Raw genomic sequence first — 25,676 nt, forward strand, 5'->3', positions numbered from 1 at the left:
CCTGAAATACCATTTCGTTTCTTTCTCTATGAGTATTGATTAACAATTACTTAGACCTTAAGTAGACGGCTATGGTCAAAGACTGGTAACCGTTTTGGCACAAGTCACAGCGCTACGCGCTTAGACTTGCGCCAGAGCGCCATAAAAAAAGCCGGCGCCCCGAGGCGGCCGGCTTCTATATGAATAAAGGAAACCTGTTTAATGCTAACTGTTTAATGCTAATTCGCTTTGCGCAAGTACACATTGCCATACCGCGACTGAAAACTACAATTCGGCCCCGTCCCTGCATTGCCCGCCACCAGTAAGTGGAAATCTTCGGGGTCGTTGGGATTGCCGGTAAGCCTGGTGTCGAGGTTTGAGAAGATCTCGCCATAATTTGTTTCAGCTTTGATCTGTCCCGTCGTTTTCTCGGCTACGGCAGCATCTACGCCGCCGTATGTCGATGCCACGCTGATAGGCCCCTGGAACGACCGCACTTCCACCATGCCGTAGACCGATGTTATTTGTGTGGGAATGCCTCGGGGTACTTTGATCTCCAGTACGATCTCGATGTCTACGCCTTCGGACATCCGTTCAAAGCCTCCCGGATGCTCAGCCTGGTATTTCCGCATGGCGTCTCTGGTTTGGAAGGTCATGGTCTGGCCTCCCTGCACGATGGTATAAATTCTGGGCAGCTTGTTCAGATCGCGGATTTCGTTGCGGATGGTCAGGATCTTGCCATTGGTCTTTGGTTCGAGTACAAAGGCGTCGTCGTGCTCGCCGTGGTTGATGCTGACCGTGCCTTGTATGGCTACGTCGTTCTTGTCCCAGGTGCTGACCTTGATCAGCCTGGGGTGATCGAATTCCAGCGCGATCGTCTGTCCGGCTTGTACGGGAAAGGACCGTTGCAGTGTTGTTTGCGCGTAGCCTCCCAGGGGCAGGAGCAAGGCTCCTGCCAGGAAGAGAATGATGCTATGTTTCATATCGTCGGTTGAGGGGTGTCGGGGTTTAACGCTTCCGCAGGTAGATATTATTGTGCGTAGAAGACAAGGTGATGTCTACACCGCCTCCGTTGATCTTGCCATTTACATCGTTGCTGCTGTAGGCCACCATGTCGCCGTTGGTGCGTTCTACCTCCATTTTAAAGGCCGGGTCGACAAAGATCTCGCCGTAGACGGTCTTCATTTTCATGTTGGCTTTTGTCGCCGGCGGAAGATTGACGTCAACGTGGCCGTGTACCGAGACGATCGATACGGGGCTCGTAATGGTTTGGCCCATGAGGCATTCGATGTCGCCATGCACCGTCTTTACGGTCATCGGGCCCTTGACGCTGTTGAGGATGACGTCGGAGTGTACGGTGGATACTTCGATCTCGCTTTCGATATATTTGAATTGCACTTCTTTCCCGTAAGGTGATGTGTGGGTATATGAAATGACAACGCCTTTGGGGACTTTGATCACTACGGCGGGTCCCTCGGTCTTGCGCAGCTGTTGGACTTCGATGATGTTGCCTTTCTCTACGACCGAAAGGCCGATGCCGGTGTTATCTTCCAGGCCCGAGGCACTGATCGACCGCAGACCCCTGGCGCGTTCGTCTACATCGCCGTCGTCCTTGAAGGCGGTGAAGATGATCTCGTTGCCCGGGGTCGATTCGAAGACTACCTTGTTCAGCTCTTTGATCTCCAGCCTGCCGGTGCTTTTCGCAACTTTATATTCGGGGTTCTGCGCCAGGAGTACGTGTGCGAAAAGAATGCCGAGTAAAAATGTCAGATGTATTTTTTTCATGGTGTTTTGATGCTTATGGTAGATTTAGTTTGTTGTGTGCGGTGGGTGTGTGTTAGCATGCATGCTGATATTAAGGTTACGAGAGCCGCAGGATACCTGCGTGTGCTTCGTCTTTTACTTCGTTCAGGAGCTGTTCGTCGGTGCTGATGCGGTGCAGCTCTTTCAGGATCGTTTTCTCTTTCATGTCGACCAGCATCCGGATCAGGGCGATCTGTACCAGGGGGTCGTTCTGTGTGGAGAGTGCCTTGATCAACGCCTGGCGTACCGGCCGCTCGTGGCTGAATTTGCCGAGCGCGTCCAGGGCGGCTAGTCGTACGTTGGTGGTCGGGGCGTCGGTGAGCGTCCGGGCCAGTACGGTGATGAGGTCGTTGTCGGCGCGGTCCATGCGGAGTGCTACCGTGGCGCCTTGCAGGCGCTGGCTGGCCGACAGGTCGTTGTCGAGCATGGCCATGAGCATTTCCTGCGTGGCCTTCATTTCGCGCTGCATGGCTTCGAGCTCGGCCTGCTGCTGCTGGTGGCGGCTGATCCAGTAGCCTGCGCCGCCGCCCAGCACTAAAAGGGCTATGGCCGCCGCGACGCGGTACACGGTCGGTGTCAGGGAGATGGTGCGCGGTTGTTTTGCGGCACGGATCTCTTCCTGTAAGCGCGCGTTAAAAGACGTTGTCATGCGGGCCGGCGGTTCTTGTTCGCCGACTTGCTCCATGGCCTGCAGGATCTCGCGCAGTTGTTCGTACTGCATGCGTACGGCGTTGTCGCTGCGAAGTGCCTGTTCTACTTTCCCGCGGTCTGCCGCGGAGAGATTCTGGTCGATGTAGTCGATCAGCAAGCTGTCCCAGTCGTTTGTTTCCATAGTCATTCCGTTGTCGCGTCGGTTATCGTGTTGCTAGATCTTTTCCAATGTAAAATAGTGCTCGCGCAGTTGCCCGATGGCGCGGTGTACTTTCACCTTGATGTTGGCCACCGTGGTGTTCATGATCTGCGCCACCTCTTCGTATTTGCGGTGTTGAAACCGTGTGAGGACCAGCAACTGCCGCTGCTCCTCGGTGAGGCGGGCCATGGCCCGTTGCAGCAGGTGCTCTTTTTCGTCCCGCTCGGCGGCGTCGGTGTTATCGGGTAGCGTGTCACTCATATTTTCCACGTCGATGAACTGACTGCGGTGGCGCTTTTGTCCCTGGTAGTGGTCGGCCAGCACGTTGCGCGAGATCTGGTAGATCCAGCCTTCGAACCGGGCGCCTTCGCGGTAGCTGGTCCTGTAGCGGATCACGCGCAGGAATACGTTCTGCGTCAGGTCTTCCGCCAGCACGCGATCGCTGGCCAGGTAGGCCAGGAAGTTGAAAATGCGTTTGTTGTACCGCTCAAAGAGTAGCGACGCCTGTTGCAGATCGCCGTCCTTGACGGCCTTCATGAGCATTTCATCCGTCATCCGGTGCGCTTTTGTCAGGTTTCGTGGTAGTTACCGGGAGGGTAACGAAAGGTTACAACGAGTTTACGGGATTTGGGAGAATTTAGAAAATGGATCGTGGCGGGCAGCGGGGTGATAGCTTATGGATAACCTTGCCATGGCGTATCCCTGCCTTTGGTATGGCTTTGATATGGTTAAATATCGCTATAAGGTCGCTGTAAGGTCGCTATAAGGTCACTGTAAGGTCGCTGAAAGGTCGCGGTAAGGGGCGCTCTTTGGCTGTTGCGCCCGGGGGTGTGTGTCGTCGGCTGTGCCAATGTAACTTTATTTCCAGCGGACGCGGATGAATTTTTCGTTTTTCTTGAAGTGGGCGGGGATGGCTTTGAGGATGGCTTCCCGGAGCTTTTCCAGCAGGCGTTCTTTCACGAAGCCATTGTGTACCGCCAGGCTGACTTCGCGCACCGGCTCGGGTGACGTGAAATGCTTGACGTGTTTGTTTCCCCGGCCGACGGCCAGCTCGGGAATGAGCGTGTAGCCATAGTTGTTGTCGACCATATTCTTTAATGTCTCGAACGAGCCGCTTTGGTAGTTCAGCTGCGTGTGGGCTTTTTTGCTTTTGGCCGAGCAGAGGTTCTCTACCTGTCCGCGGAAACAATGGCCTTCTTCCAGCATCAGCAGGTTGTCGTAGGTAAGCGTTTTGAGGTTGACCTTTTCCTGCTGGAAGTAATTGAGGTTCTCGGAGGTGTACAGCAGGATCGGCTCGTAAAAGATCGGCACTTCGCGGATCTCTTTGTCGTCTAAGGGGGTGACGAGTATGGCCACGTCCAGGCGGTTGGTTTTCAGCAGGCGGATGATCTCTTCGGTCTGCAGCTCCATGACGGTGAACGAGGTGCCGGGATGTTTTTGCAGAAACTCGTTGAGGAAGCGGGGCAGGAGGTACGGCGCCAACGTAGGGATTACCCCTAACCGGAACTCGCCCTCGATCGAATCTTTTTCGTTGCTGATGAACTCCTTCAGGTTTTTGATCTCCTGCAGGATGAGGCGCGCGCGCGTGATGATGATCTCGCCGGAGGGCGTGGGTTTCAACGGCTGACTTTTGTCGAAGATCTTTACGCCCAGCTCGTCCTCGAGCTTTTTGACCATCATACTAAGCGTTGGTTGCGTGACGTGGCAATGTTCAGCGGCCTTCACGTGGTTACGATGAATGTCCAACGCGAGAATATATTCTAATTGCTGCAGGTTCATTCGTTTGCGCGTGGGGTTAAAACGTTGTAATAGACAAAATTAATGATTAAATAGGGAATATTGATGTTGTTTATAATAGTGTTTGATCTATTTTTGCCGCCAGTTAGAAATTAAACTTTTAAATCACATATGTCAAAAGGAATCTTATCAGTAGGTCAGCCTTTCCCCGCGTTCAAGAAGGCTGCGGTTGTATCGCTCGAAAAAGGAAAAGAGTTTTTCGATATCACGTCGGAAGACTTCGTGAATGAAGAAGGACGGTGGACTGTTATGTTTTGGTGGCCGAAAGATTTCACATTCGTGTGCCCGACGGAGATTGCCGAGTTCAACAAAAACTTCGGTGAGTTCCGCGACCGTAACGCAAGCCTGATCGGTGCTTCTACCGACTCGGAATTCGTGCACCTGGCGTGGAGAAAAAACCACGACGATCTGCGTGACCTGAAATTCCCCATGCTGGCCGATACGTCGAAGTCACTGGCCGAAGAGTTGGGTATTTTGGACACCCATGAAAAGATCGCTTACCGCGCCACGTTTATCATCGATCCCCAGGGTACGATCCGCTGGGTGAGCGTATACGACCTGAACGTAGGCCGCAACGTTAAAGAAGTAGTGCGCGTACTGGACGCTCTGCAAACAGACGAGCTGTGTCCTTGCAACTGGGAAAAAGGTGCTGAGACGCTGAAGGTGTAAATTTCCGGAGGGATCATTGATCATGGAAACCACGCTGACATACTCAGAATCAACCCAGGAGTTCCTGGACTTCTTAAAGCTGGAGAAGGACTACAGTACCGACGCGCTTGACCTGCTGGAAGGAGCCAAGTCGCGGTACCTGGCCGATCTCAAGATCAACTTTAAGAATTCTTTCGAAAGCGAATATCTCTCCAAAAAAGAAGTGGCGCTGCTGGGTGTAGCCCTGGCGGTCAACGCCAACAACGCTGTGCTGCGTACGTTCTTTGACGGCAACGCCCGTCAGGAAGGTGCCAAGCCGGAGGAGATTGCCGAAGCGGTAGCGTGTGCATCGCTGCTGAGCGCGAACAACGTGTTCTATCGCTTCCGTCACTTCATGAACAAGGAGAAGTACAACGAGATACCGGCCCGCATCAAGATGAACATCATGGCGCGTCCGGTGGTGGGCAAGGAGTTCTTCGAGCTCATCAGCCTGGCCGTAAGCGCGGTGAACGGTTGCGAAATGTGCGTTACATCGCACGAAGCGTCGCTCATCGAGCTCGGCAGCAAGGAAGAACGCATTTTTGAATCCGTTCGCCTGGCGGCCGTCATTACCAGCCTGACCAAGGTGGTATATTAAGATCTCGCGGGACGTAATATGAAAAGCCCGGCTTCATTGCCGGGCTTTTTTTGTGACTGCCCCGGATGAAATTGTTATAGGTATGTATAGCCTGGTATTGCCGGAAAATTCATACTTTGTGCGTTACTCATCCTATACCTGAACATCATGGCACCCTCCAGCAGACAGCTCCTGCGTTCATTCCTTTTTCGTTTTATACTACCGTTTTTATCAGCGTTTATGAGCACGGCGTGTACCGTGTGGTATTTCCGTGCGTCGCTTTCGACTCCCGCCATCGTATGTTGGCTGCTTTTTTTGACGATCGCGCTGGCGGCTATGGTTGGCGGCGTGGTATATATACAACGCCTGGCGGGGGATCTGACCGCTGTACAAGCCACGGCGCAGGGTCTTGCGACGGGTGAAGCGGCTTCCGGACCGCCGCTGCAAATGTCGCTCTTCCAACGGCTGGCAGCTTCGCTGCAGGTTGTGGACGAACGCCTGGCGCAGCATACGGCTTTTGCCGGCCAGTTAAGCACCGGAAACATGGAAGCTCTCGCCGGACAGCTGCAAACAACCGATGCGCTGGGGCTTGCCTTGCAGACCATTCGCGACAACCTGGTCGCTAACCGCCGGGAGGACGAGCAACGTCTCTGGGCCACGGAAGGTCTGAGCCGCTTTGTGGAAGTATTGCGTGCCGGTAAGGACCTGCCGGCCCTGTGTCACGACGTTGTGGTAAACCTGGTGCGCACGGTGCATGCTGCACAGGGTGCCATCTTTGTAGCCGATACCGATGCGGCGGGGCAGGTGTCGCTCGTCCTGCAGGCCTGTTATGCGTATAGCCGCACCAAGCACCTGACGCAGCAGATCGCGCCGGGGGAGGGAATCATCGGGGAAGCGTACCTGGAAGGTACCACGATCCACCTCACCGACGTGCCCGACAGCTTTGTGCGGATCACTTCCGGGTTGGGAGAGGCAAACCCGCGGCATATTCTCCTTGTGCCGCTGAAGATGAACGAGACGGTCGTCGGCATTATCGAGCTGGCGTCGTTCACGCCGTTCCGGCCCTATGAAATTGTTTTTACGGAAAAGATCGGTGAGAATGTGGCGCACACGGTGTCTACCTTTCGCACCGCCGAGACTACACGCCGGCTGCTGGGCGAGTCGCAGCAACAGGCGGAGCACATGCGCTCGCAGGAAGAGGAGCTGCGGCAGAACCAGGAGGAGCTTCAGGCAACGCAAGAGGAGATCAGCCGCAAATACAACCTGCTTTTCCAACAGCTCACAGAGCTCAATCACGGCTCCCGGTTCGAGCAGTTGCGGTCGATCAATGCGACTAAAAAAAGGAACATCGAATACTATTTCGACATCATCCGGAATCAGATCCTCACGTTTGCCGAAGACAAGATGATGGTCGAGGCTGTACAGGCATTCCGCCAGGCATTTGACCAGATCGCTTCTGCGGTTGGAGCGGAGCAACTCGCTGCGTTCCGGGAATCCGTACATTCCTATTACCACCAGGAATTTATTCCCCGCGTGAATGATGCCGGCCAACAAGCCGACGCCGGTAACTTTCTGCCCGAGGATGCCGCCGCGCTGGGGCTGCAGCAGCTTTACATTGCCGCGAATCCACATCCTACCGGCCAGAAGTCGCGCTTGCACGATGCGGGCGATGGGAGTATGTATAGCCGGGTGCACGCCACCTATCATTCTGTTATTCTGAACTACCTGGAGAAATTTGGCTACTACGACATTTTCCTGATCGATCCTGTCTCCGGCAACATTGTCTACAGTGTTTTCAAAGAAGTGGACTTCGGTACCAGTCTGCTTACGGGGCCTTACAGCAAGACCAATTTTGCCCGCGTGGTGCAGCAAGCCATCGCCAGTCCGAAGCGTGACTTCGTGCGGCTGATCGACTTTGAATCGTACGCGCCGTCGTATTATGCGCCGGCTTCGTTTATAGCCTGCCCGTTGTACGACGGTGTTATCAAGGCAGGTATTCTGGTGTTCCAGATGCCGATCAACAAGATCAACCAGATCCTGACCGGCGACAACAGCTGGCGCGACGACGGTCTGGGTCAAACCGGCGAGACCTTTATCGTAGGGGAAGACTTTAAGGCCCGGTCGATCGCCCGCGGCCTGATCGAGCATGCCGACGATTATTTAGACAGCCTGCATAAAGCCGGCTATGGTGATGCCGTGGTGCGGCAGGTGCAACGTACAGGCACGAACATTCTCGTGGAGCAGTTGAAGCTGGATGCTGTACGGCAATCGCTGCAGGGCGCTACGGGCACATACCGGGGGCCGGATACGCGGGGAGCCGACACGCTGTTTGCCTACGCACCGTTGAAGATCCCCGATGTACATTGGGTCATTGTATCGGCCATGCAGGAGGCTGAGGCCTCCGAGCGGATCAATAGCCTGCGATAAAACAAGGGGCCGGGGAAGGTGGCTTTGGTATTTTGATGCAAATATTACAATGGTAATAATGTCGTTAGGGACGAAGTTTTCGTTTAACGGTCTGAAATGGGGGTCAGGAGAATGCTTGTTTCGGGGAACCGGCAATGGCGGCAGGTCCTGCTTGTTTTATCCGACCTTGTGTGCGGGCGGTAAAAAATCATGGAAAACATACAGTATGTTCATGCTGCTGAAATTGGAAATTTCCAACGGATGGATATCTTGTTGCAAATTCTTACCCTTAACCTCAACAAGCATGGCAAATCACACCATCACCATTACAGGAATTGACAGCAACGAAGATCTGATACTGTCCGACGACGGAATGACCATCGCGAACGCCGGCGATACCATCACCTGGTTGATCGACGCCAATTCAGGTGTAGCCTCCATTACCGCTATTACCGAGATCGACGGCGTGGATGTGTTCAGTCCCAACCCAACGCCGTCGGCGTCTATTAGCTGGGAAGGAAATATCAACCCTGTTCCGCCTCCGAGCGAGGTAACGGAAACCTATACGATCAATTATCTGAAGATAGGCGACGCTACGATCTATACATCCGATCCTAAAATTCGGGTTAATCCGTAAGCATAATGCCCGGTAGGAGGATTGCTTACTGTTTTTTGCTCGTTTTGTCCTGTTTCGTTTTTCACGACGGTTCTGGTCAGAGTCAAAAAGTAGCGGACAGCCTGGCGGAGATCTATAAAAAAGGGACGTTGCACGACACCGCCAGGTTGGAGTTACTCCGAAACCTGGCCTTTAACGAGGTCAACGATCTTAAGCTGGCACTACACTATGCGGAAGAGCTCATAGACGAGTCTACCGCTGCAGGCAACGATCTGTATCTGTACAGGGGCCATTTTCAGAAAGGGAATCAAAAGAAATTGCTGGGTGATCTGGACGAAGCGCTGGATGCCTATGTCAGAAGTATAGAGGCTGCCCGTAAAGCGCGTTATTTCCCAGGCGAAGCAACGGCCTATGGGGCAATCGCAGGCATCTATAGTAGCGCCGGTAATCATCGGACCGCGATGATCTATTTTGACAAGGCCATTTCAACGTTACGGCGATCCGATGATTCCGTCGCGTTGGGATCTGCCATCTTAAATGCCGGCGACGAGTTTCTCACCAGCCAGATCTATGACTCTGCCTTGCTGTATTTCCGGGAGGCCGAGATCATTTTTGAAAAGACGCAGTACTTCATTGGAAAAGCGTATAGCCTGGGCAATATCGGTATGGTGTACGCCAGTATCGGAGAAAGCACTCAGGCCGAGCAACATATCAAAGACGCTACCCGGATACTGGAGGAGCTGGGAGACTATTATCCTGTCTGTGTCTACCTCCTTTCGATGGCGGATATCCATCACGAACGGGGCGACAGATCTGCCGCTTTGAATTATGCTATGAGAAGCCTGGGTCTGGCGCGGCATTACGGGTTGAAGGAGCAGATCAGTGAATCCAGTCTGAAGCTCTCCGAACTGTATATGCACGCCGGCAATACGGGCGAGTCTTTCATGCATTACAAAAATCACATTGCTTACCGGGACAGCGTCACCAACCTTGAAACGGTGCGCAAGCTCGCGGACTTGCGTATGGAACTGGAATTGTTAGAGAAGGAAGAAATGCTGACCCGGGAAAAATGGATCCGGAATATGTTCATTGCAGCGTTTTGCGTCATGATCTTTTTGGCGGCGATCATGTATCTGAATTTCAGAGATCAGCAGCGGAAGAACCGGAAGATCACCGAGCAAAAGGAGGAGATCGAACGCAAGAACGAGGACTTACTATCGCTGAATGAAGAGAAGAACAATCTGATCAGCATTGTGGCGCACGATTTGAAAAGTCCTGTTAACCAGATCAAAGGTTTGATCTCGTTGGCGAAGATAACGGGCGAACCCAACAGTGAGTCAGCCTCATACCTGGACATGGTGGAGCAAAGTAGCGTACGCCTCAGCGATATGATCAGCAAGATCCTGAATGTGGAGGCGATCGAGGCGACGCCCTTGAATGTAACGCTCGAGCCTGTAAATTTTTCGGATGTTGTAAAAGCGAATGTGGACCGGTCTGTCGTGGAGGTAACACGAAAGCAGATTCAGGTCCTGACATCTTTTCCGGAGAATGTCGTGGTGAATGCGGATCTGCGATATACCGACCAGGTGATTGACAACCTGCTTTCCAATGCCATTAAGTTCTCGCCGCCGGGGAAAAAGATCTTTATCACTGTCACCCATGACGAAGAGACGGCATTGTGCGAGATCCGCGACGAAGGGCCGGGCTTAAGTGAAAGCGATAAGAAGAAGTTATTCAAAAAGTATCAGAAGTTGAGTGCCACGCCAACCAGTAACGAGTCGTCTACCGGCCTGGGGTTGTCGATCGTAAAGAAATTTGTCGATGCGATGGGCGGGGAGATTTGGTGTGAAAGCGAGCCGGAGAAGGGGGCCAGCTTTTTTGTCAGGTTGCGCATTTACCCGTAGGGCTCGTCAATCTCGCTGCGCGGCGGCCGTTGTTTGTTAACGAAGTCTCATCGAAGAAGATATGAATGGGTTTCCGAGACATCAATGCTTACCTAAAAAGCGTTGCATATAGTCCTGGGACAATCTCGTTTCAAACTTCATTGGCTTGCCAAGGCTCTGAATGGCCAGTTGAGCAAACGGGTATGGTATGGCAAAGAGCTTTCTTTTACCCGCGTGCACGCCACGCGCCGGTGCATCAAACTCGCTTTCAAAAACTATTACGGCGAACGTCTGACTTTGCATACTTTCGCACTGGACGTTGAATTCACTATGTATCCGCACGAATATTCTGCCAGTTTTATCTTCGATTTTGATATAAAGTCCAGAATACTCGCCCGGAGGATCTCTATAAATAGTTGACTGGATAGAAGCGACCAGTACTTCGATTGGAATAACATATAGTGTGGATCGGCCATCCTTGGAATAGAGACTATCCTGCATCAGTTTTTTTAGCCTGTTATCCATCCTGACAAATTAATGAAAGATTTTATTTACATAATGGAATTTACTCTTTTCGAAGACGTTTACGTTGCAGAAGGCGGAACGTCGATTACCTTGTCAGAAGGCAAATCACAGAATGTTTGCTAAAGGCATCGTTCAGGGGCTCTTTGAGCTATGGGCTTCAGTGCTGCGTGGTTGAAGAAGAATTTCTGGATATCTGGTCTTAGGAAATGGATTGGACTTCGAGATATCGCGGAAGTTCATAGTGAGAGGCTGGACATGGGAGAAATACAGCTATTAAATGATTTAATTACTGATAATCAGTGTTTTAAAGAGGATAGATCCATTGAAACAACAAAAACGGCAAGTGGGCGAAAGATGGATTGTTGCCATGCTCCAGGCTTTTTTTAGAAGAAAATCGTATTTTGTAGTCAATTCGGCGGGATTTTATATTTTTGCATCCCGTTCTAAATACCTCGGGGCGTAGCGCAGCCCGGTAGCGCGCCACGTTCGGGACGTGGAGGTCGTAGGTTCGAATCCTGTCGCCCCGACTTGGCCGGACAAAATTGCTAAACGCGTTTTGTCCGGCTTTTTTATTGCCTGTAAGTTCTTGTTGATCAAGTAAATGGAGGCAGCGACATCGTTGACTCGCGTAGTTCGAACAGTCGATCCATCAAAACTCAATTTTTCGGGATATATCGAACTAATGATCTGGCGCTTCCTTTCCGGGGTAGCCTGTTTATAGGCGGTTGTTAGTCTCGAAGGGCTGTGATGGCCGGCAGATCGGCGAGTTTGGCTTCCAGTTTCTCCAGTTGCTGTGTGTAGTCTGCCTTGGTTTGTTTGAAGTCAGCAGTATGGGAGATTTAATACGCCTTAGAAAAAATGCCCGCTATATTGAAGCATAATATGAGGGCGAGGATTCTCATGCGCTGTGGTGCAAGGGTACGCCTGGCGACCTATTTATCCAACCGGTGAGGGAATGTCATTCCTTCCGTTTGAAGCTACAAAAAAGGAAATTTTGGACGGTTTGAAAGGGGGTGATATGATCTTCTGTGACGCAACGGATCTTGTTGAATGAACCGGCAAGTGTTTGGCTCAGGGTGTCTTCGCTATATTGTTTTATGGCGAGTCCACTGCACTTGGCAGGACCGTTGTCTGAGAATGTGCCTATAGCCATGTAGCCGTCGTAAGAGATGGCTTGCGATGCTATTTGGACGTACCTGGCAATTTGTATTTCGGTGGTAAGAAAATGGAAGGTGGCGCGATCATGCCACACTGTGAACCGACGTGACGGCTCGAAGGCGGTGACATCAGAAACAATCCATCTCACGTTCGTGGCTTTTGCGCCGAGGCGCTTGCGGGTGTTTTCAAGAGCTTGTTCAGAAATGTCAAGTACGGTGATGTCTGAATAGCCTTGATCGAGCAGGAAATCAACAAAGCGGCTCTCGCCCCCTCCGACGTCAATGATGGGAGCGTCTTTTCTGACGCTAAAGGTATGAACGAGATCGAGGGAGGTAGCCGGGATGGCCTGAGTCCAACTGACCTGGTTGCTGGTTTTGGTGGAGTAGATATTGTTCCAGTGTGTTTTGGCGTCGCTCATGTAGATGGTGGTAAGAGGGTGCTAGTGCCCACGGCGTTGCCGTCGCGCCTCGCGAAGCAAGTTTTCAGGAAGGAACACGGATGGTTCCTCATACGATTTATTAGCCAGTATAGCGGCATTTTCTAAACCCTTCATGCCTTTCGTTATTCATTGACTGGATAACCCTGGTCAATCCAGTTGGTCTTTACGTTTTGGGAGAGATTCAGGAGCTTGTGATTTTTGAACCCCATGTCGTTGAGCAGCGTAAACGCCGGCCTTATATTCGGGCACTTGTTAAAAGGGCAACATCCGCAATAGATGACAATGGGAGAATCTTTCGGCAACGATCCCAGTTTTTCCTCGAGCTTTTTTAAGTTCTCTTTCTGTTGTGTTGGTCCTATGTCTATGGAACCTTTTATGACGGCGCCTGGGCCGACACTATAGATCACAGGCTGTACGGCATCAGAGGTCTGCAGCGTGTGTGCAAGATCTGACGGGGCAAGTAGTTGATCGGCGGTCCATGGTTCATTGTGACCAGGAAGAAACGCCAGGGATATGGCGATGGCAGCAAGCAGCGGGATCGGGTATAAGAGGGAATGAATTTTCATACGGTTCTTAATTAAGTTCTACAGGAAGACCCATGAGGTGCCAATCCGGAAATCCTTCTTCCAGGCGTTTGGCCTTATAGCCAGCTTTGACAAGCAGCGCCACGGCTTCGTCCGCGAAGACACAGAACGGCCCGCGACAGTAGGCAATGATTTCGTTCCGCTTAGGCAATTCCTTTAATCGCGTAGCCAATTCATCGAAAGGAATTGAAATGGAGTCAGCAATATGACCGGTGCGGTATTCAACCTCGGGGCGTACGTCGAGAATTGTGACTTTGCCGGAAGCTATCTTGTGAACGAGCTCGTCGATCGTTACCGATTCAAATTTGAACTTCGATTGCCGGAAGTCTTTGACAATCTTGTCGATGGTTGCGATGCGCTCGATGCCCAGCTCGCGAAGTGCTTTCCAGGCTTTAAAAACGTTACTATCGGCAAGCTTGTAATGAATGTAGTTACCGTTGCGTGTGACATCGACCAGCTGTGCAGTTTTCAAAACCTGCAAATGTTGGGAGGTATTTGCCATGGATAGACCCGTTTGGGTCGAAATCTGTTCTACGGAATAGTCGCTTTGAGCCAGGAGATCGATGATTTCGAGACGATGCGGATTTGCCAGGGCCTTGGTGATCGTTGCGAGCTCACCGTAAACCTTGTCCTTGAATTCTCTTTTATTCATGTCAACGCAGTTGAGGCGTTGCTGCAAAGGTAATTTGATAATTCAACTATTCAATAGATTTATTGAATAGTTTTGTGAAAGTCCATTTATTGCGTCTAAACCTAATTTTCACTACTCAGGGGTTGAAAAACTCCGTGATAGAAAAGCCACATCACGGCATCTTGTGCTATCTTAGAAGTGATCGTTAGCCCCTCACTTGAAGTCGATGTGTAGAGACGATATGCCAACTTAAAGAATTGGATTTATGAATAGAGTTGTTCACTTTGAGATCACGGCCGAGGATGTTGAGCGAGCGTCGAAGTTTTACCGGTCGGTGTTCGGCTGGAAGATTGAGCCGTGGGGGCCGCCCGAATATGGATACATGCACGTGGAGACAGGTAGTAGCTCGGAGCCTGGCATTGATGGGGGCATCTGGAAAGGCGCGGGTGCTGCACCTGCTGCCGACGCCCGGTTAAACGCCTTTAACTGCTCTATTGAAGTAGCTGACATCGATATTACATTGAGCAAAGTAAAGTCTTCGGGCGGCATGGTTGTCAGGGAGAAATCGCAGATTCCAGGAGTGGGCTGGCTTGCGATGTGCCGAGATACGGAAGGGAATACGTTTGGTGTGATGCAGCGGTAGTCGCTTAATAGGTTCTCGGGTGGTCTTTTTAATAGCAGCTTTTTTGCGTTCTTATAGTATTTAATCTGTAGATCATGGCCTACGGGAATATCTAAGGAAATGGGAGCCCGGTGCAGGGATGTGTCTTTAGAGATTATTTTCTGAGGTTTTCTCTTAACTGTCTGATAAAACCCTCACGATCTTTTCTTACCAATTTGACAAACTCAGAAGCATAAGGACTGACTTTTTCATGCTTTTCAGACCAGGTAACCACTTCAATCAAATACCGGAATGAGATCTATGCCTTTAGTTGTAAGTTTATAAAGCACTTTCACCTTGCTTTCGGGGTGAACTATTGGATTGGAGTTGCGCTCGATTTCAACAAGAGGGCCAAGGCTTCGAAAAAGAAGAAATTAAAATCAAAGGAACGATGAAAACTGCTTTCTCAAAATTCGCGCTCATGGTGTTGGCATACCTAATACCTACCATGATATTGGGTATGGTATGGCACTTTGTATGGTTCAGTGAACTATATGACAAGCTCGGCATCTATAACCGGAAAGATCCCATCATTCCACTTGGTTTCACCTCCATGTTCTTTCAAGGCGTGATCATCGCATATCTATATCCCTACTATGCTCAGCATGAGCATTCCATCCGAAGAAGCCTTGGCTTTTCCTTAATCATGGGCTTTTTCCTGTTCACAGTCTCAACGCTAGCTAATGCCGCTAAGATCGAGGTATCTTCAATGTCCGATTGGTTGTTGGTGCAATCGCTGTTTACCCTTATTCAGTTTACTGTAGTTGGATTACTGATTGGATTGGTGCTTAAGCAAAAGTGATAGTTCAGGGTCCTGCCAGTTCGAATATTCTATAAATCATTTTATTAAACATTTGGTAGGTCTCTCATGCCCTAAAACCCACTGGAATATTCGCGATGGCTTCCGAAACAAAGACAGTCCATTTTATGTGTTGTCCAAGGTTGTGGTTTTGGATGGGGAAGCGGTGCCGCCATTAAAAAAAGCTACCATCTTCTGCTGGAATTCCTTGTAGTGATGAATTTGGCTGGTACATTTCACGCAGAGTAATACGCCGCCATCGTATAATAACTTAAAATCCGCCCGTTCCAAGGCATTATGATGCCCGCACTTGCATTTCACTGTGAACAATTTCGTAAGTTCCTTAAAAACAGGTTTGCTGGCCTTGCGTTGCTGGGAACCTCCAGCCTTTTCCATATAGAAAATAAGACCAAGAAACCGTTCCATCTCTCGCCAGGAGAAGGAATAGGGATCGAACTTGATCAATTCTGAGACAAGGCGATCTACTACGGCTGTCGCGTACAACAGTAAGAAAGGAACCAAGCTATAGTAGGCATCCCAATATCGCTTATAATCCTCGTTAATAGAGAAAACGAAATTTAGACTTTGTGGTGCCGTAGGGTACCGCCGGTCGTTCGTCACGATGTGGTGGGCATGGTTCATCATGGCATTGAGCGAACCTGGCTGTAATAGTTTCTTCCTTTTCTGACAGAAACAGCGCTTCGTTTGAAGAATAACTAAAGTACTCGTACTGCTTAATTGTTTTGGCCAATGGCGTGTTCCAGAAAAAGTCAGGATGAATGGAATCCATCCCGACGGTTTCGTGCTCATGGCCTGTGCTTTTTCAAGCCTGAGAATCTGGAAAAAGGCCGATATTTCGATCGTTGCGCGCAGGGCACCCGTGCGTTCGACGGTTGCAGGGTTGGGTTCGAAAATTGTACTGTCAGGGTTGATCAACAGTTTTGAAAAAATGCGGCGGGTGGGCGGGCCGTTTAAATCCAAACGCCCCCTATGTTTTACTCAAATCCCCCATTGCAAGCCAGGGAGTGTGTGGTAACTTGGCTGCCCAGGCTTAACTGTGAAACCATGAATCGCAAGACGAACGGATATTGTTTTTCGCACGCGTTGCGGGGGCTGATATTGGGCGCAGTCGCGCTGCTGCTGGCGGCGCTTATACCGCACGAGCCTAAGAGTCGCATTCGCCATTACGGCATTCGGGATGGGCTTTCGCAGGGCGTGGTTAATAGTATGACTCAGGACGAGCAGTCGCTGATGTGGTTTGCGACCGAGGACGGTCTGAATCGTTTTGATGGCTACACTTTTAAGGTCTTTAAATACGACCCGGACCAGGCGCGGGGGTTGGCGGACAACTTCATTCAAAGTATTTTTAAAGACTCGCGCGGGGCGTTTTGGGTTTCTTCCCGCAAGGGGCTGCACCGTTTTGACCAACTCAAGGAACAGTTTACGTTGTATAAACACCCGTTGCCGTCGGGTGCGACCGGCATTGGGAACGACGTGAGTTTTATTGCCGAGGGGCGCGCGAGCAATTTGTGGGTGGCGTGGTATGGGGCAGGCTTTGCGTCGTTTGATAAGACTACCCAGACGTTCACACCGTACACCGACAAAACGTTGCCGGGGCTTACAAGCACGCAGACGCTGACGTTGCTGGAAGATAAGTTTGGGTTACTATGGGTGGGGACACAGAACGGCGGCCTTGATGTGTTCCAGGTGAACAAGGGAACGATTGGAAAGAAACACGAGAGCTTATCGGATAAGATGCGTCTGCCGTCGCATACCGTGCGGTGTTTTGCGGAGGACCAGGCGGGTAACCTTTGGATCGGTACGGCCAATGGGTTGGTGCTGTACAAGCGGCAGGAGAACGCTTTTTATACCTTCAACGGCGCGCAGTTCGGCATTGCGGGTAAGAGCATCTTTACCCTACTGGCCGATAGCCACGAAAACCTTTGGATCGGCGTGCAAGGTGGTGGCCTTTATGCGTTGGACCTACGGCAGCTCGGTAGTCGCAATCTGGACGATATCATCTTTAAGCGTATTCAGAATCTGGATACTTACAATATCTCCAAACGTACTATTCTGTCGCTGTACGAAGACAAAGACAAGAACCTGTGGGTGGGTACGTTTGGTGATGGCGTGTATATGATAAGTGGCTTGCGGGAGAAATTTATAAAGTTTCAACGCAAGCAGTATACCGACGAGTCGCTTAGCTATGTGCAGTACTACGGCATGTGCTATGATGCCGACGGCAGCTTGTGGCTGGGTACCGACGGCGACGGTATATACCGCGCGCGCAGTACTGGCGAGACTACCGGACATTACAAGGCTGACGGCCGTGCAGGAAGTCTGAAAGACAACGCTGTGCTCAGTGCTTTTCGTGACCATCACAACAATCTGTGGTTCGGTACCTATTCACAGGGATTGTTTCGCTATGACAAGGAGCGCGACCGTTTCGAGCACTACCGCTACCTGGGCGACCCGGCGCTGACGGGGGGGCACGACGTACGAGTGATCTTCGAAGACACGCAGCACACGTTGTGGGTTGGGACCAACCGCGGCGGGCTTTGTCGGGTGGATGAGAGGCGCCGCGGCTACAGCCAGGTGCCCGGGGCCACGGGGGTGCTGCGCGATGGCGACATCCGCGCGATTGCGGAGGACAGTATTGGTGGCTTATGGCTGGGCTGTTACGGCGACGGCGTGCATTATCGGGCGGCGGGCGCGGGGCGGTCCCTACGATATTTCTATTCGTCGGATGCAAAAGATCAACTCAAGAGCAATGTGATTTTTGCGTTGCGTTTCGACCGTAAGGGTATGCTTTGGATCGGTACCGGAGGGGGAGGGTTGAGTGTATTCAACCCGGGCCGGAAAGCGCTGCGCCGCTTTAGTGACAAACGCGGGCTGGCCAACAATACAGTCTATGCTATTCTGGCGGACCATACCGACAATCTGTGGCTTAGCACGAACAAAGGCATTTCGAAGTATGATCCTGCAACGGAGAAGTTCACCAATTACGACGTGAACGACGGTTTGCAAGAGGGGCAGTTCAACCCGGGAGCGGCGCTGTACAACGACCTGACGGGGTATATGTGCTTCGGGGGTACGATGGGCTGCAATCTTTTTTATCCCGACCAGGTGGAACAGGATATTAAGAAGCCGCGTGTAATGATTTCGGGTTTTCAGCTGTTCAACAAACCGGTGGAAGTAAATGCCCGCAACGACAGCGACTTTGCGCTGCGCCAGGTCATCAGCCGCACACCGGCTATCGCGTTGACGCACGATCAGTCGGTGTTTACGTTTGAGTTTGTAGGTATTAACTACAGCTATCCGGAGAAGAATGTGTATGCGTACAAGCTGGAAGGGCTGGATCGTGACTGGAACTATGTCGGCGCGCAGCGCTCGGCCACGTATCGCTATGTACCGCCTGGCGACTACATATTTAAAGTCAAGGCCTCCAACCAGGAGAATGCCTGGAGTGACGAATATGCGAGTATTGCCGTAACGATCCTGCCGCCGTTTTGGCGTACGCCGCTGGCGTATTGTTTGTATGTGGTGGTTGCGGGGGGACTGTGTTTCGCCGTCGTGACGGTGCGCAGAAAACAAACTATCCTGCGGAAGCGGCTCAAGATCGAAAAAGCGCAACGCAAGCGCGAGCGGCGGATGGTGCAAGAGAAACTGACCTTTTTTACCGAGATCAGCCACGAGTTTCGTACACCGCTGACGCTGATGATCGGCCCGTTGGAAGAGATGGTGACACGCGAGGGGAGCTATACTCCGAACGGCCGTAAACTGAAGATGGTATACCGCAATGCGCACAAGCTGCTGAGCCTTATCAATAAGCTGCTGGACTATCGTAAGATCGAAAGCGGCAACATCGTTCTTCACGTTACGGAAGACGACCTGGTAGCTTTTGTGGAAGAGATCTGTATTACTTTTCAGGAACTGGCCTCGCGTAAGAACGTTGCCTTCCGGTTTCATACCGATGTGCCGTCGTTGCAGGCATGGTTTGATAAAGAGAAGATGGAGATGGTGATTACGAATATCATTTCCAATTCCTTTAAATATATCGGCAAGGGCAGCGAGATCAGCGTATCGTTGCACCGGCAGGTGTCTGAAAAGTGGCCGCAGGGCAAGGTGTCGATCAAGGTGAAAGACAATGGCGTCGGCATTCCGCGTAAACAACTGGGAAGTGTATTCGACTGGTTTTACCGTGGCGACAGCTCCGGGCCGATGAGCTCGGGCATTGGCCTGGCGCTGGCTAAGAAGCTGGTGAACTTGCACCGGGGGGAGATCTATGTCGAAAGTACGGAAGGGAGTGGTTCGACGTTCAGCGTGAAGTTTCCGCTGGGTAAGGACCATTTCAAACCGAACGAGATTGTGGCCGATGCCGGTGAGGATAAGTTCCTGCGACAACCCGGGGACGCCGTCGTGCCTCCTTCGCCATTGCTACTCGAAGAGGTTGCGGACGATGTCACCGGTCGCAAGGGACAGCGTTGTCTGCTGATTGTAGAGGATGATGAAGACATCCGTACGTTTTTGTGCGAATATCTGGCGAAAGACTACCGCGTAATGGAGGCGGTGGAAGGAAGGGAGGGACTTACCCTGGCGGCCGAACACCACATCGACCTTGTGATCAGCGACATTATGATGCCTGGCATGAACGGCATTGACTTTTGTCGTGAGTTGAAACACAATATCCGCACGAGCCATATCCCCGTGATATTGCTGACGGCCAAAACATCGCTGACCCATCACAAGGAGGGCATCGAGATCGGCGGCGACGCCTACATTACCAAGCCGTTTAGCCCGGAGATGCTTACGCTGACGATCAATAACCTGCTGCAGTCACGCGAGACCCTTAAGCGCTTTTACCGCAACTTGTTCGCAGCTCATGCACCCGGACCGGAGCCGTCGGCGTCGCAATCTCCCGACGAGAAATTTCTGCACACTATTTATGAAATGCTACTGACCAACCTCGACCACAAGGATTTCAATGTAAACGAGCTGTGCGAGGCGCTCAACATGAGCCGCTCTTTGTTATATAAGAAGGTAAAAATGCTGACCGGCCTCTCGCCGGTGGAGTATCTGCGGTCTCTCCGCATGCAAGAGGCCGCCAAGCTGCTGAAGTCCAAAAAGTATAAAGTCTTTGAGGTGGTGTACATGGTTGGCTTCTCGGACCTGAAATATTTTCGGCAGTGTTTTGTCAAGGAATTTGGCCACGCTCCTTCTGACTTTCTAAAAAACGCGGGGTAGACGGGCTAATCTTTGGCCTGCTTCGAAGCCGATACCCCCTGTACGTACTTTTTTATGGTGTAGATCGCAAAAAAGACGCCAATGAAGCGTTTTTGGAGCTCTTACCCATCCGCCCCTCACGAAGTACAAGTTCACCCCCGCTCAAAGCAAACGATTTCGGTCACTTTTATGCAATGGTTTGCAGAAGCCATTTCCCATACCTAATAAATAAACCTATGATGAAAAAACATTTACTAAACATCCTGGCGCCCCGTGTGCTGCTCTTCCTGGCAGTCTGTGGCGGCCTGCTTTGTTCCGGCTCCCTGCGAGCGCAAACGGAGGTGACCGTGACGGGCGTCATCACGGCTCAAGAGGACAATGCTCCCCTGCCAGGGGTGAGCGTGATTGTGAAAGGGACCTCACAGGGCACGACGACCGACACCGATGGACGTTATACCCTGCGCGTGTCAGGCAAGGATCCGGTGCTTATCTTTACCTTTATTGGCTACACCTCCCAGGAAGTGCCGCTGGGTACCAGGACTTCTATCGATGTTGTCCTGACGACGGATATCGAGACCCTGTCGGAAGTTGTGGTGGTGGGGTACGGTGAGCAGAAACGCGAGACCTTGACCGGATCGGTTTCGCAAGTGAAAGGTGGCGACCTTGTCAAGAGTCCGCAAGCTAACGTGTCCAACTCCCTGGCGGGCCGCTTTTCAGGCATCATTGCCAGCAATCGTGGCGGTGAGCCCGGCTACGACGGGAGCAGCTATAACATCCGTGGCCTGGCCACTACAGGTAACAACGACGTGCTGGTGGTTATCGACGGTATACCCGGCCAGCTCGGTGGCCTGGAGCGACTTAATCCAAACGACATTGAAAGCATTTCGATTCTGAAAGACGCTTCGGCCGCTGTCTACGGCAGCCGTGCTGCCAACGGCGTAATACTGGTGACTACCAAACGCGGCAAGAGCGGCAAGCCTACGATTTCGTACAGCTTCAACCAGGGCTTTTCGTCGCCGACCCGGTTGCCCAACATGGCGGATGCGTTTACGTATGCCACCATTCAGAACGAGATAGACTACTATAACAACAAGACGGGCGGCATGAACCAGCACTATAGTGAAGAGCAGCTGCAGCGCTTCCGCGATGGTTCGGACCCCATCAATTATCCCAACACCAACTGGGCGGACGAAACGCTAAAGTCTGTTGCGCTGCAAAACCAGCAGAATCTTTCCATTAATGGTGGTACGGAGGACGTTCGCTACTATGTATCGCTCGGCAAAATATACCAGGATGGTCTGTACCGCCACGGTGCGACGAAGTACAACCAGTATAACTTCCGGTCGAATATAGACGCCAACATCACCAAGGACTTTAAAGTATCGCTGTCGCTGGCTGGCCGCGAGGAGGACCGTATCTTTCCTACCACGGCGGCGAACGATATTTTCCGGTCCATCTACCGGGCGTACCCGACGGTCATTGCGCGTTACCCCAATGGCTTTCCGTCCACGGGCATCGAAAACAACAACCCCATTATGCTGGCGACAAGCGCCGGTGGTACGAACAAAAATCCCATCCAGGTATTCAACGGCATTTTGCGGGCAAGCTATGCTATTCCGGCGGTGAAGGGGCTTTCCGTAGACGGCTTTTATGCCGTGGACAAGACCTGGAATTTTTCCAAGTCTTTTGCCCAACCGTATGCTGTCTATAGCTATAACGGCGCCACCGATGTTTATACCCGGTCGGTTACCGGCGGATCTTCCGGTGCCGCGAAGATGACGCAGTCGCAGGAAAACAACAGCCTGATCAGTTACAACGGCAAGCTAAACTACGAGCGCCAGCTCGGCGATCACAACGTCAATGCCTTTGTTGCCTACGAGCAAAGCAAAACGCATCGTGAAAAGATGGGCGCCACACGCCTGAACTACCCCACGTCACTCACCCCTGAGCTGACTCAAGGCGGATCGGCGGCTACAGACCGTGACAACACCGGATCCAGCTATAACTATACCCGCCAAAGCTATATTGGCCGCGCAGCGTACAACTACAAAGAAAAGTATCTGGCCGAAGTGCAGGTGCGGATCGATGGTTCGTCTACCTTTCCCGACGGAGAGCAGTATGGCACCTTTCCGGCGGTCTCGGCAGGGTGGAGAATTTCGGAGGAAAGCTGGTTTGCCGATAATGTGACGTTTCTCGACGACCTCAAAATCCGCGCCTCGCACGGTCGGTTAGGAAACGACAACGTGGGCCAGTTTCAGTATTTCAATAACTACTCGTTCAACAGCGTGTACGTGATCGGCAGTGACAAGCATCCGGGCATTGACCTGACCAAGTTGGCCAACCCGCAGATTACCTGGGAGGTTGCCAAGAAGACCGACATTGGCGTGAACGCTACTGTGCTGCGCAACTTCTCGCTGGAGTTTATATACTTTCTGCAAGACCGCTCTAACATTTTGGCGCCGCGCAACGCTTCGATACCCGGCAGCTCGGGCATAGTCAATCCCTTTGATCCGAAGGATCCGAACAATCCCTACAACCCGCTGGTACCGTCTGAAAACATCGGCGAAGTAAAAAGCCGCGGTATCGAGATGACGGTAGGATATAAACACACCGGAGATTTCTGGTACAACGTTTCAGCCAATATGACCTATGCAAAAAGCGAGGTGATCTTTATGGATGAGGCCTCTTCGGTATTGCCGTACCAGCGTCAGACCGGCCGGCCGCTGAACAGCTACCTGCTATATAACACGATCGGTATCTTCCGTAGCGCCGCGGACCTTGACAGCTACCCGCACTTGTCAAATGCTCAACCCGGCGACCTGATCTTTGAAGATTATAATGACGATGGTGAGATTACGGCCGACGACCAAGTGCGTACCAAGTATGGGAACATTCCGGAACTTACTTACGGCGTTAATGTCAATGCTGGCTGGAAGAACTTCGACGTCTCCATTCTTTTTGCGGGGCAGAGCCGCGTGAGCCAATATGTGTTGGCGGAGTCGGGCACTGTCGGTAACTTTTACAGCACGTGGGCCGACAATCGCTGGAGTCCTTCGAACGTCGACGGCAGCTACCCGCGTGTGGACACCCGGGCCTCTTCGTCCATCAACGGGTCGAATAAAAACAATTTCTGGTTGAACGACGCGTCTTTTCTGCGTCTGAAAAACATCGCTATTGGTTACAATGTGCCCGGTGCGCTGGCCTCCAGGTTGCATCTGTCGAACCTGCGTGTATATGCCAATGCGTTTAATCTTTTTACTATTACCGACGTGAAAGACTACGATCCGGAAGGCAGTAGCGAAAGCGGTCAGTTTTATCCGCAGCAGCGTATCATCAACGTAGGCGTCAATCTTCAGTTTTAATCATCATGACTATGAACATTAAAGAAAAGTATATATACCCGGTAGCCCTGGCGGCCCTTGCCTGCCTGGCGGGTGCCTGCAACGATGGGTTGCTGGATGTCGAGGCGACCGACCGTATCGGCGACAGCCCGATTGTGAACGACTCGTCGCTGTTCGAAGATTTTGTGATAAACCGCTATATGGGTGTACGCCTTCAAGAAAAAGAAGCCGAAGGTACACCGCCTGGTTTCGGACGCGGCTTTGAATACGCCCTGTGGGCGTCGCTTACCGATGAAGCCATTTACAACAACGATGACAACACCTGGGTTGTGCAACGTGGGCAGCTGGCGCCGGAAAACCTGGGTATTACCGGTACGCTGTGGGCTCGCAGCTACCGCAGTATTCGCGAGTGCAACTACGCGCTGAGCGTGATCGACCAGGTACAGATGAGCGCTTCTCACAAGGCCTGGCTTACGGCCGAGCTGAAATTTATCCGCGCGTATCGCTACCACGATCTTGTGCGTAATTATGGGTCGGTGGTGCTGATGGGCGACAAGGTCTATAACCTCACCGATGACCTGGCCGCGGAGGGATTGTTTGAAAAATCGACTATTGCCCAGGGCGTGGAGTACGTTGTTGCCCAACTGGACGAGGCGGCGGCGGGGTTACCGGCCGTCAACAATTCTACGTGGCAACTTGGCCGGGCTACGCGCGGCGCGGCGCTGGCGTTGAAAGCACGAATGCTGCTGTATGCGGCCAGTCCGTTGTACAACGTCGGCACATGGCAGGCGGCGGCCGACGCGGCCCAGGATGTGATGGAACTGAGCTATTCGCTGCACCCCGACTATCGCTCGTTGTTCCTGTCGCCTTCCAGCAGCGAGATTATCTTCGAGCGGCTGTATGCCGTCGGCGCGCGCCATGTTTGCCTCGAAATTTCCAACGGCCCGAACGGATACGGGGGCTGGGCTGGAAACTCGCCGCTACAAAATCTGGTGGATGCTTACGAAGTGAAGGTGGATGCGACCACGGCGGTGCCTTTTGATTGGGAGAACACTGCGCATAAAGCCGACCCCTATGCCAACCGTGACCCGCGTTTCAATGCCAGCATTCTGCACAACGGTTCGGACTACCGCGGCCGTGAGATCGAAACCTTCCTGCCCGGCGGTAAAGACAGCAAAGACGGTCAGGACAACTGGAACGCTTCGAAGACGGGATATTACCTGAAGAAATTCCTGAACGATGCACTGCCTATCCAAAACCCATGGGACGTTGCCGGCACACAGCCGTGGATCTACCTGCGGTATGCCGAGGTATTGCTGAACTACGCGGAGGCGCAAAACGAAGTGGCCGGTCCCGACGCCTCGGTGTATGACGCGATCAACCTCATACGCCAGCGTGCGGATATGCCTGACCTGCCGGCGGGACTCGACCAGGACGGTATGCGAGACGCCATTCGCCACGAACGTCAGGTGGAACTTGCCTTCGAAGAGCATCGCTTTTACGACGTGCGGCGGTGGATGATCGCTATGGACACGGAGAACGAACCTGCCTACGGTGTATCAATCACCAAAAGCGGTAGTGTCCTGACATATCAGAAGGTAGTAGCGCTCGATGGACGCAAGTTCGAGGAAAAACATTACTGGCTCCCCATTCCCCGCGCGGAGATTCAATCGTCCGGCGATCGCCTGGATCAGAGTCCACATTACTAGTCATTGTA

20 protein-coding genes, 1 tRNA gene and 1 pseudogene are annotated in these 25,676 nt (G+C 52.1%); 11 read left to right on the forward strand and 11 right to left on the reverse strand.

The genetic code is table 11. From position 1 onward, the window contains the following. Window positions 1-218: 218 nt before the first annotated feature. The 5 genes from KK078_RS24695 to KK078_RS24715 all read right to left on the reverse strand — a co-directional run bounded on the left by KK078_RS24695 (window position 219) and on the right by KK078_RS24715 (window position 4,411). Window positions 219-962: a hypothetical protein gene (locus KK078_RS24695; RefSeq protein ID WP_254093007.1), complete on the reverse strand. Its 744-nt coding sequence runs from the start codon at window positions 960-962 to the stop codon at window positions 219-221. A gap of 25 nt (window positions 963-987) precedes the next feature. Beyond that, window positions 988-1,764: a DUF4097 family beta strand repeat-containing protein gene (locus KK078_RS24700; RefSeq protein ID WP_254093008.1), complete on the reverse strand. Its 777-nt coding sequence runs from the start codon at window positions 1,762-1,764 to the stop codon at window positions 988-990. Between the two features lie 76 nt (window positions 1,765-1,840). Beyond that, window positions 1,841-2,614, reverse strand: coding sequence for a hypothetical protein (locus KK078_RS24705; protein WP_254093009.1), 774 nt, complete (start codon window positions 2,612-2,614; stop codon window positions 1,841-1,843). A 33-nt stretch (window positions 2,615-2,647) separates the two neighbouring features. Next, on the reverse strand, window positions 2,648-3,187 hold the full coding sequence (locus KK078_RS24710; RefSeq protein ID WP_254093010.1) for an RNA polymerase sigma factor: 540 nt from the start codon (window positions 3,185-3,187) through the stop codon (window positions 2,648-2,650). 303 nt (window positions 3,188-3,490) lie between these two features. Continuing rightward, complete coding sequence (locus KK078_RS24715; RefSeq protein WP_254093011.1) at window positions 3,491-4,411, reverse strand: hydrogen peroxide-inducible genes activator; 921 nt, start codon at window positions 4,409-4,411, stop codon at window positions 3,491-3,493. Window positions 4,412-4,540: 129 nt separating this feature from the next. Here KK078_RS24715 and KK078_RS24720 point away from each other — a divergent pair, with 129 nt between their 5' ends. The 5 genes from KK078_RS24720 (at window position 4,541) to KK078_RS24740 (ending at window position 10,619) form a co-directional block, all read left to right on the forward strand. Beyond that, window positions 4,541-5,098, forward strand: a complete 558-nt coding sequence (locus tag KK078_RS24720) for a peroxiredoxin (protein ID WP_254093012.1) — start codon at window positions 4,541-4,543, stop codon at window positions 5,096-5,098. 22 nt (window positions 5,099-5,120) lie between these two features. Then, the gene (locus KK078_RS24725; RefSeq protein ID WP_254093013.1) at window positions 5,121-5,714 is read left to right on the forward strand and encodes a carboxymuconolactone decarboxylase family protein; all 594 of its coding nucleotides are present in this window, start codon (window positions 5,121-5,123) and stop codon (window positions 5,712-5,714) included. Between the two features lie 219 nt (window positions 5,715-5,933). After that, the gene (locus tag KK078_RS24730; RefSeq protein ID WP_254093014.1) at window positions 5,934-8,120 is read left to right on the forward strand and encodes a GAF domain-containing protein; all 2,187 of its coding nucleotides are present in this window, start codon (window positions 5,934-5,936) and stop codon (window positions 8,118-8,120) included. A 283-nt stretch (window positions 8,121-8,403) separates the two neighbouring features. After that, a complete protein-coding gene (locus tag KK078_RS24735; protein ID WP_254093015.1) occupies window positions 8,404-8,736 on the forward strand; it encodes a hypothetical protein in 333 nt (110 codons plus the stop codon). Window positions 8,737-8,780: 44 nt separating this feature from the next. Further along, window positions 8,781-10,619 carry a tetratricopeptide repeat-containing sensor histidine kinase gene (locus KK078_RS24740; RefSeq protein ID WP_254093016.1) on the forward strand — a complete coding sequence of 613 codons (1,839 nt, stop codon included), beginning with the start codon at window positions 8,781-8,783 and terminating at the stop codon, window positions 10,617-10,619. 81 nt (window positions 10,620-10,700) lie between these two features. On the opposite strand, the gene KK078_RS24745 is transcribed toward KK078_RS24740, so the two are convergent. Further along, complete coding sequence (locus tag KK078_RS24745) at window positions 10,701-11,123, reverse strand: hypothetical protein (RefSeq protein WP_254093017.1); 423 nt, start codon at window positions 11,121-11,123, stop codon at window positions 10,701-10,703. Window positions 11,124-11,576: 453 nt separating this feature from the next. Between KK078_RS24745 and KK078_RS24750 the strand changes: the two genes are divergently transcribed. Further along, window positions 11,577-11,650: transfer RNA gene (locus KK078_RS24750), tRNA-Pro, on the forward strand. Between the two features lie 431 nt (window positions 11,651-12,081). Here the strand turns inward: KK078_RS24750 and KK078_RS24755 are convergent. The 3 genes from KK078_RS24755 to KK078_RS24765 form a co-directional block, all read right to left on the reverse strand. Continuing rightward, window positions 12,082-12,699, reverse strand: coding sequence for a class I SAM-dependent methyltransferase (locus KK078_RS24755; protein WP_254093018.1), 618 nt, complete (start codon window positions 12,697-12,699; stop codon window positions 12,082-12,084). Window positions 12,700-12,842: 143 nt separating this feature from the next. Then, window positions 12,843-13,286, reverse strand: coding sequence for a rhodanese-like domain-containing protein (locus KK078_RS24760; protein ID WP_254093019.1), 444 nt, complete (start codon window positions 13,284-13,286; stop codon window positions 12,843-12,845). 7 nt (window positions 13,287-13,293) lie between these two features. Continuing rightward, window positions 13,294-13,956 carry an ArsR/SmtB family transcription factor gene (locus KK078_RS24765; RefSeq protein ID WP_254093020.1) on the reverse strand — a complete coding sequence of 221 codons (663 nt, stop codon included), beginning with the start codon at window positions 13,954-13,956 and terminating at the stop codon, window positions 13,294-13,296. Window positions 13,957-14,200: 244 nt separating this feature from the next. Between KK078_RS24765 and KK078_RS24770 the strand changes: the two genes are divergently transcribed. Then, window positions 14,201-14,578 (forward strand): VOC family protein, encoded by a 378-nt coding sequence (locus KK078_RS24770; protein WP_254093021.1) that lies wholly within the window; start codon window positions 14,201-14,203, stop codon window positions 14,576-14,578. A gap of 409 nt (window positions 14,579-14,987) precedes the next feature. Continuing rightward, window positions 14,988-15,398, forward strand: coding sequence for a hypothetical protein (locus KK078_RS24775; RefSeq protein ID WP_254093022.1), 411 nt, complete (start codon window positions 14,988-14,990; stop codon window positions 15,396-15,398). A 123-nt stretch (window positions 15,399-15,521) separates the two neighbouring features. On the opposite strand, the gene KK078_RS24780 is transcribed toward KK078_RS24775, so the two are convergent. Together KK078_RS24780 and KK078_RS24785 are read right to left on the reverse strand one after the other, a co-directional pair. Further along, window positions 15,522-15,860 carry a hypothetical protein gene (locus tag KK078_RS24780; RefSeq protein ID WP_254093023.1) on the reverse strand — a complete coding sequence of 113 codons (339 nt, stop codon included), beginning with the start codon at window positions 15,858-15,860 and terminating at the stop codon, window positions 15,522-15,524. A 202-nt stretch (window positions 15,861-16,062) separates the two neighbouring features. Then, window positions 16,063-16,176: pseudogene (locus KK078_RS24785) on the reverse strand (AraC family transcriptional regulator); the annotation flags it as partial. A 284-nt stretch (window positions 16,177-16,460) separates the two neighbouring features. Here KK078_RS24785 and KK078_RS24790 point away from each other — a divergent pair. The 3 genes from KK078_RS24790 (at window position 16,461) to KK078_RS24800 (ending at window position 25,668) form a co-directional block, all read left to right on the forward strand. Then, window positions 16,461-20,639, forward strand: coding sequence for a hybrid sensor histidine kinase/response regulator transcription factor (locus tag KK078_RS24790; RefSeq protein ID WP_254093024.1), 4,179 nt, complete (start codon window positions 16,461-16,463; stop codon window positions 20,637-20,639). A 215-nt stretch (window positions 20,640-20,854) separates the two neighbouring features. Continuing rightward, window positions 20,855-23,980, forward strand: a complete 3,126-nt coding sequence (locus KK078_RS24795; protein WP_254093025.1) for a SusC/RagA family TonB-linked outer membrane protein — start codon at window positions 20,855-20,857, stop codon at window positions 23,978-23,980. 11 nt (window positions 23,981-23,991) lie between these two features. Next, window positions 23,992-25,668: a RagB/SusD family nutrient uptake outer membrane protein gene (locus KK078_RS24800; RefSeq protein WP_254093026.1), complete on the forward strand. Its 1,677-nt coding sequence runs from the start codon at window positions 23,992-23,994 to the stop codon at window positions 25,666-25,668. The last annotated feature ends 8 nt before the right edge of the window (window positions 25,669-25,676 follow it).

The organism is Dawidia soli (assembly GCF_018598185.1).
Taxonomy (GTDB): domain Bacteria; phylum Bacteroidota; class Bacteroidia; order Cytophagales; family Cyclobacteriaceae; genus Ohtaekwangia; species Ohtaekwangia soli.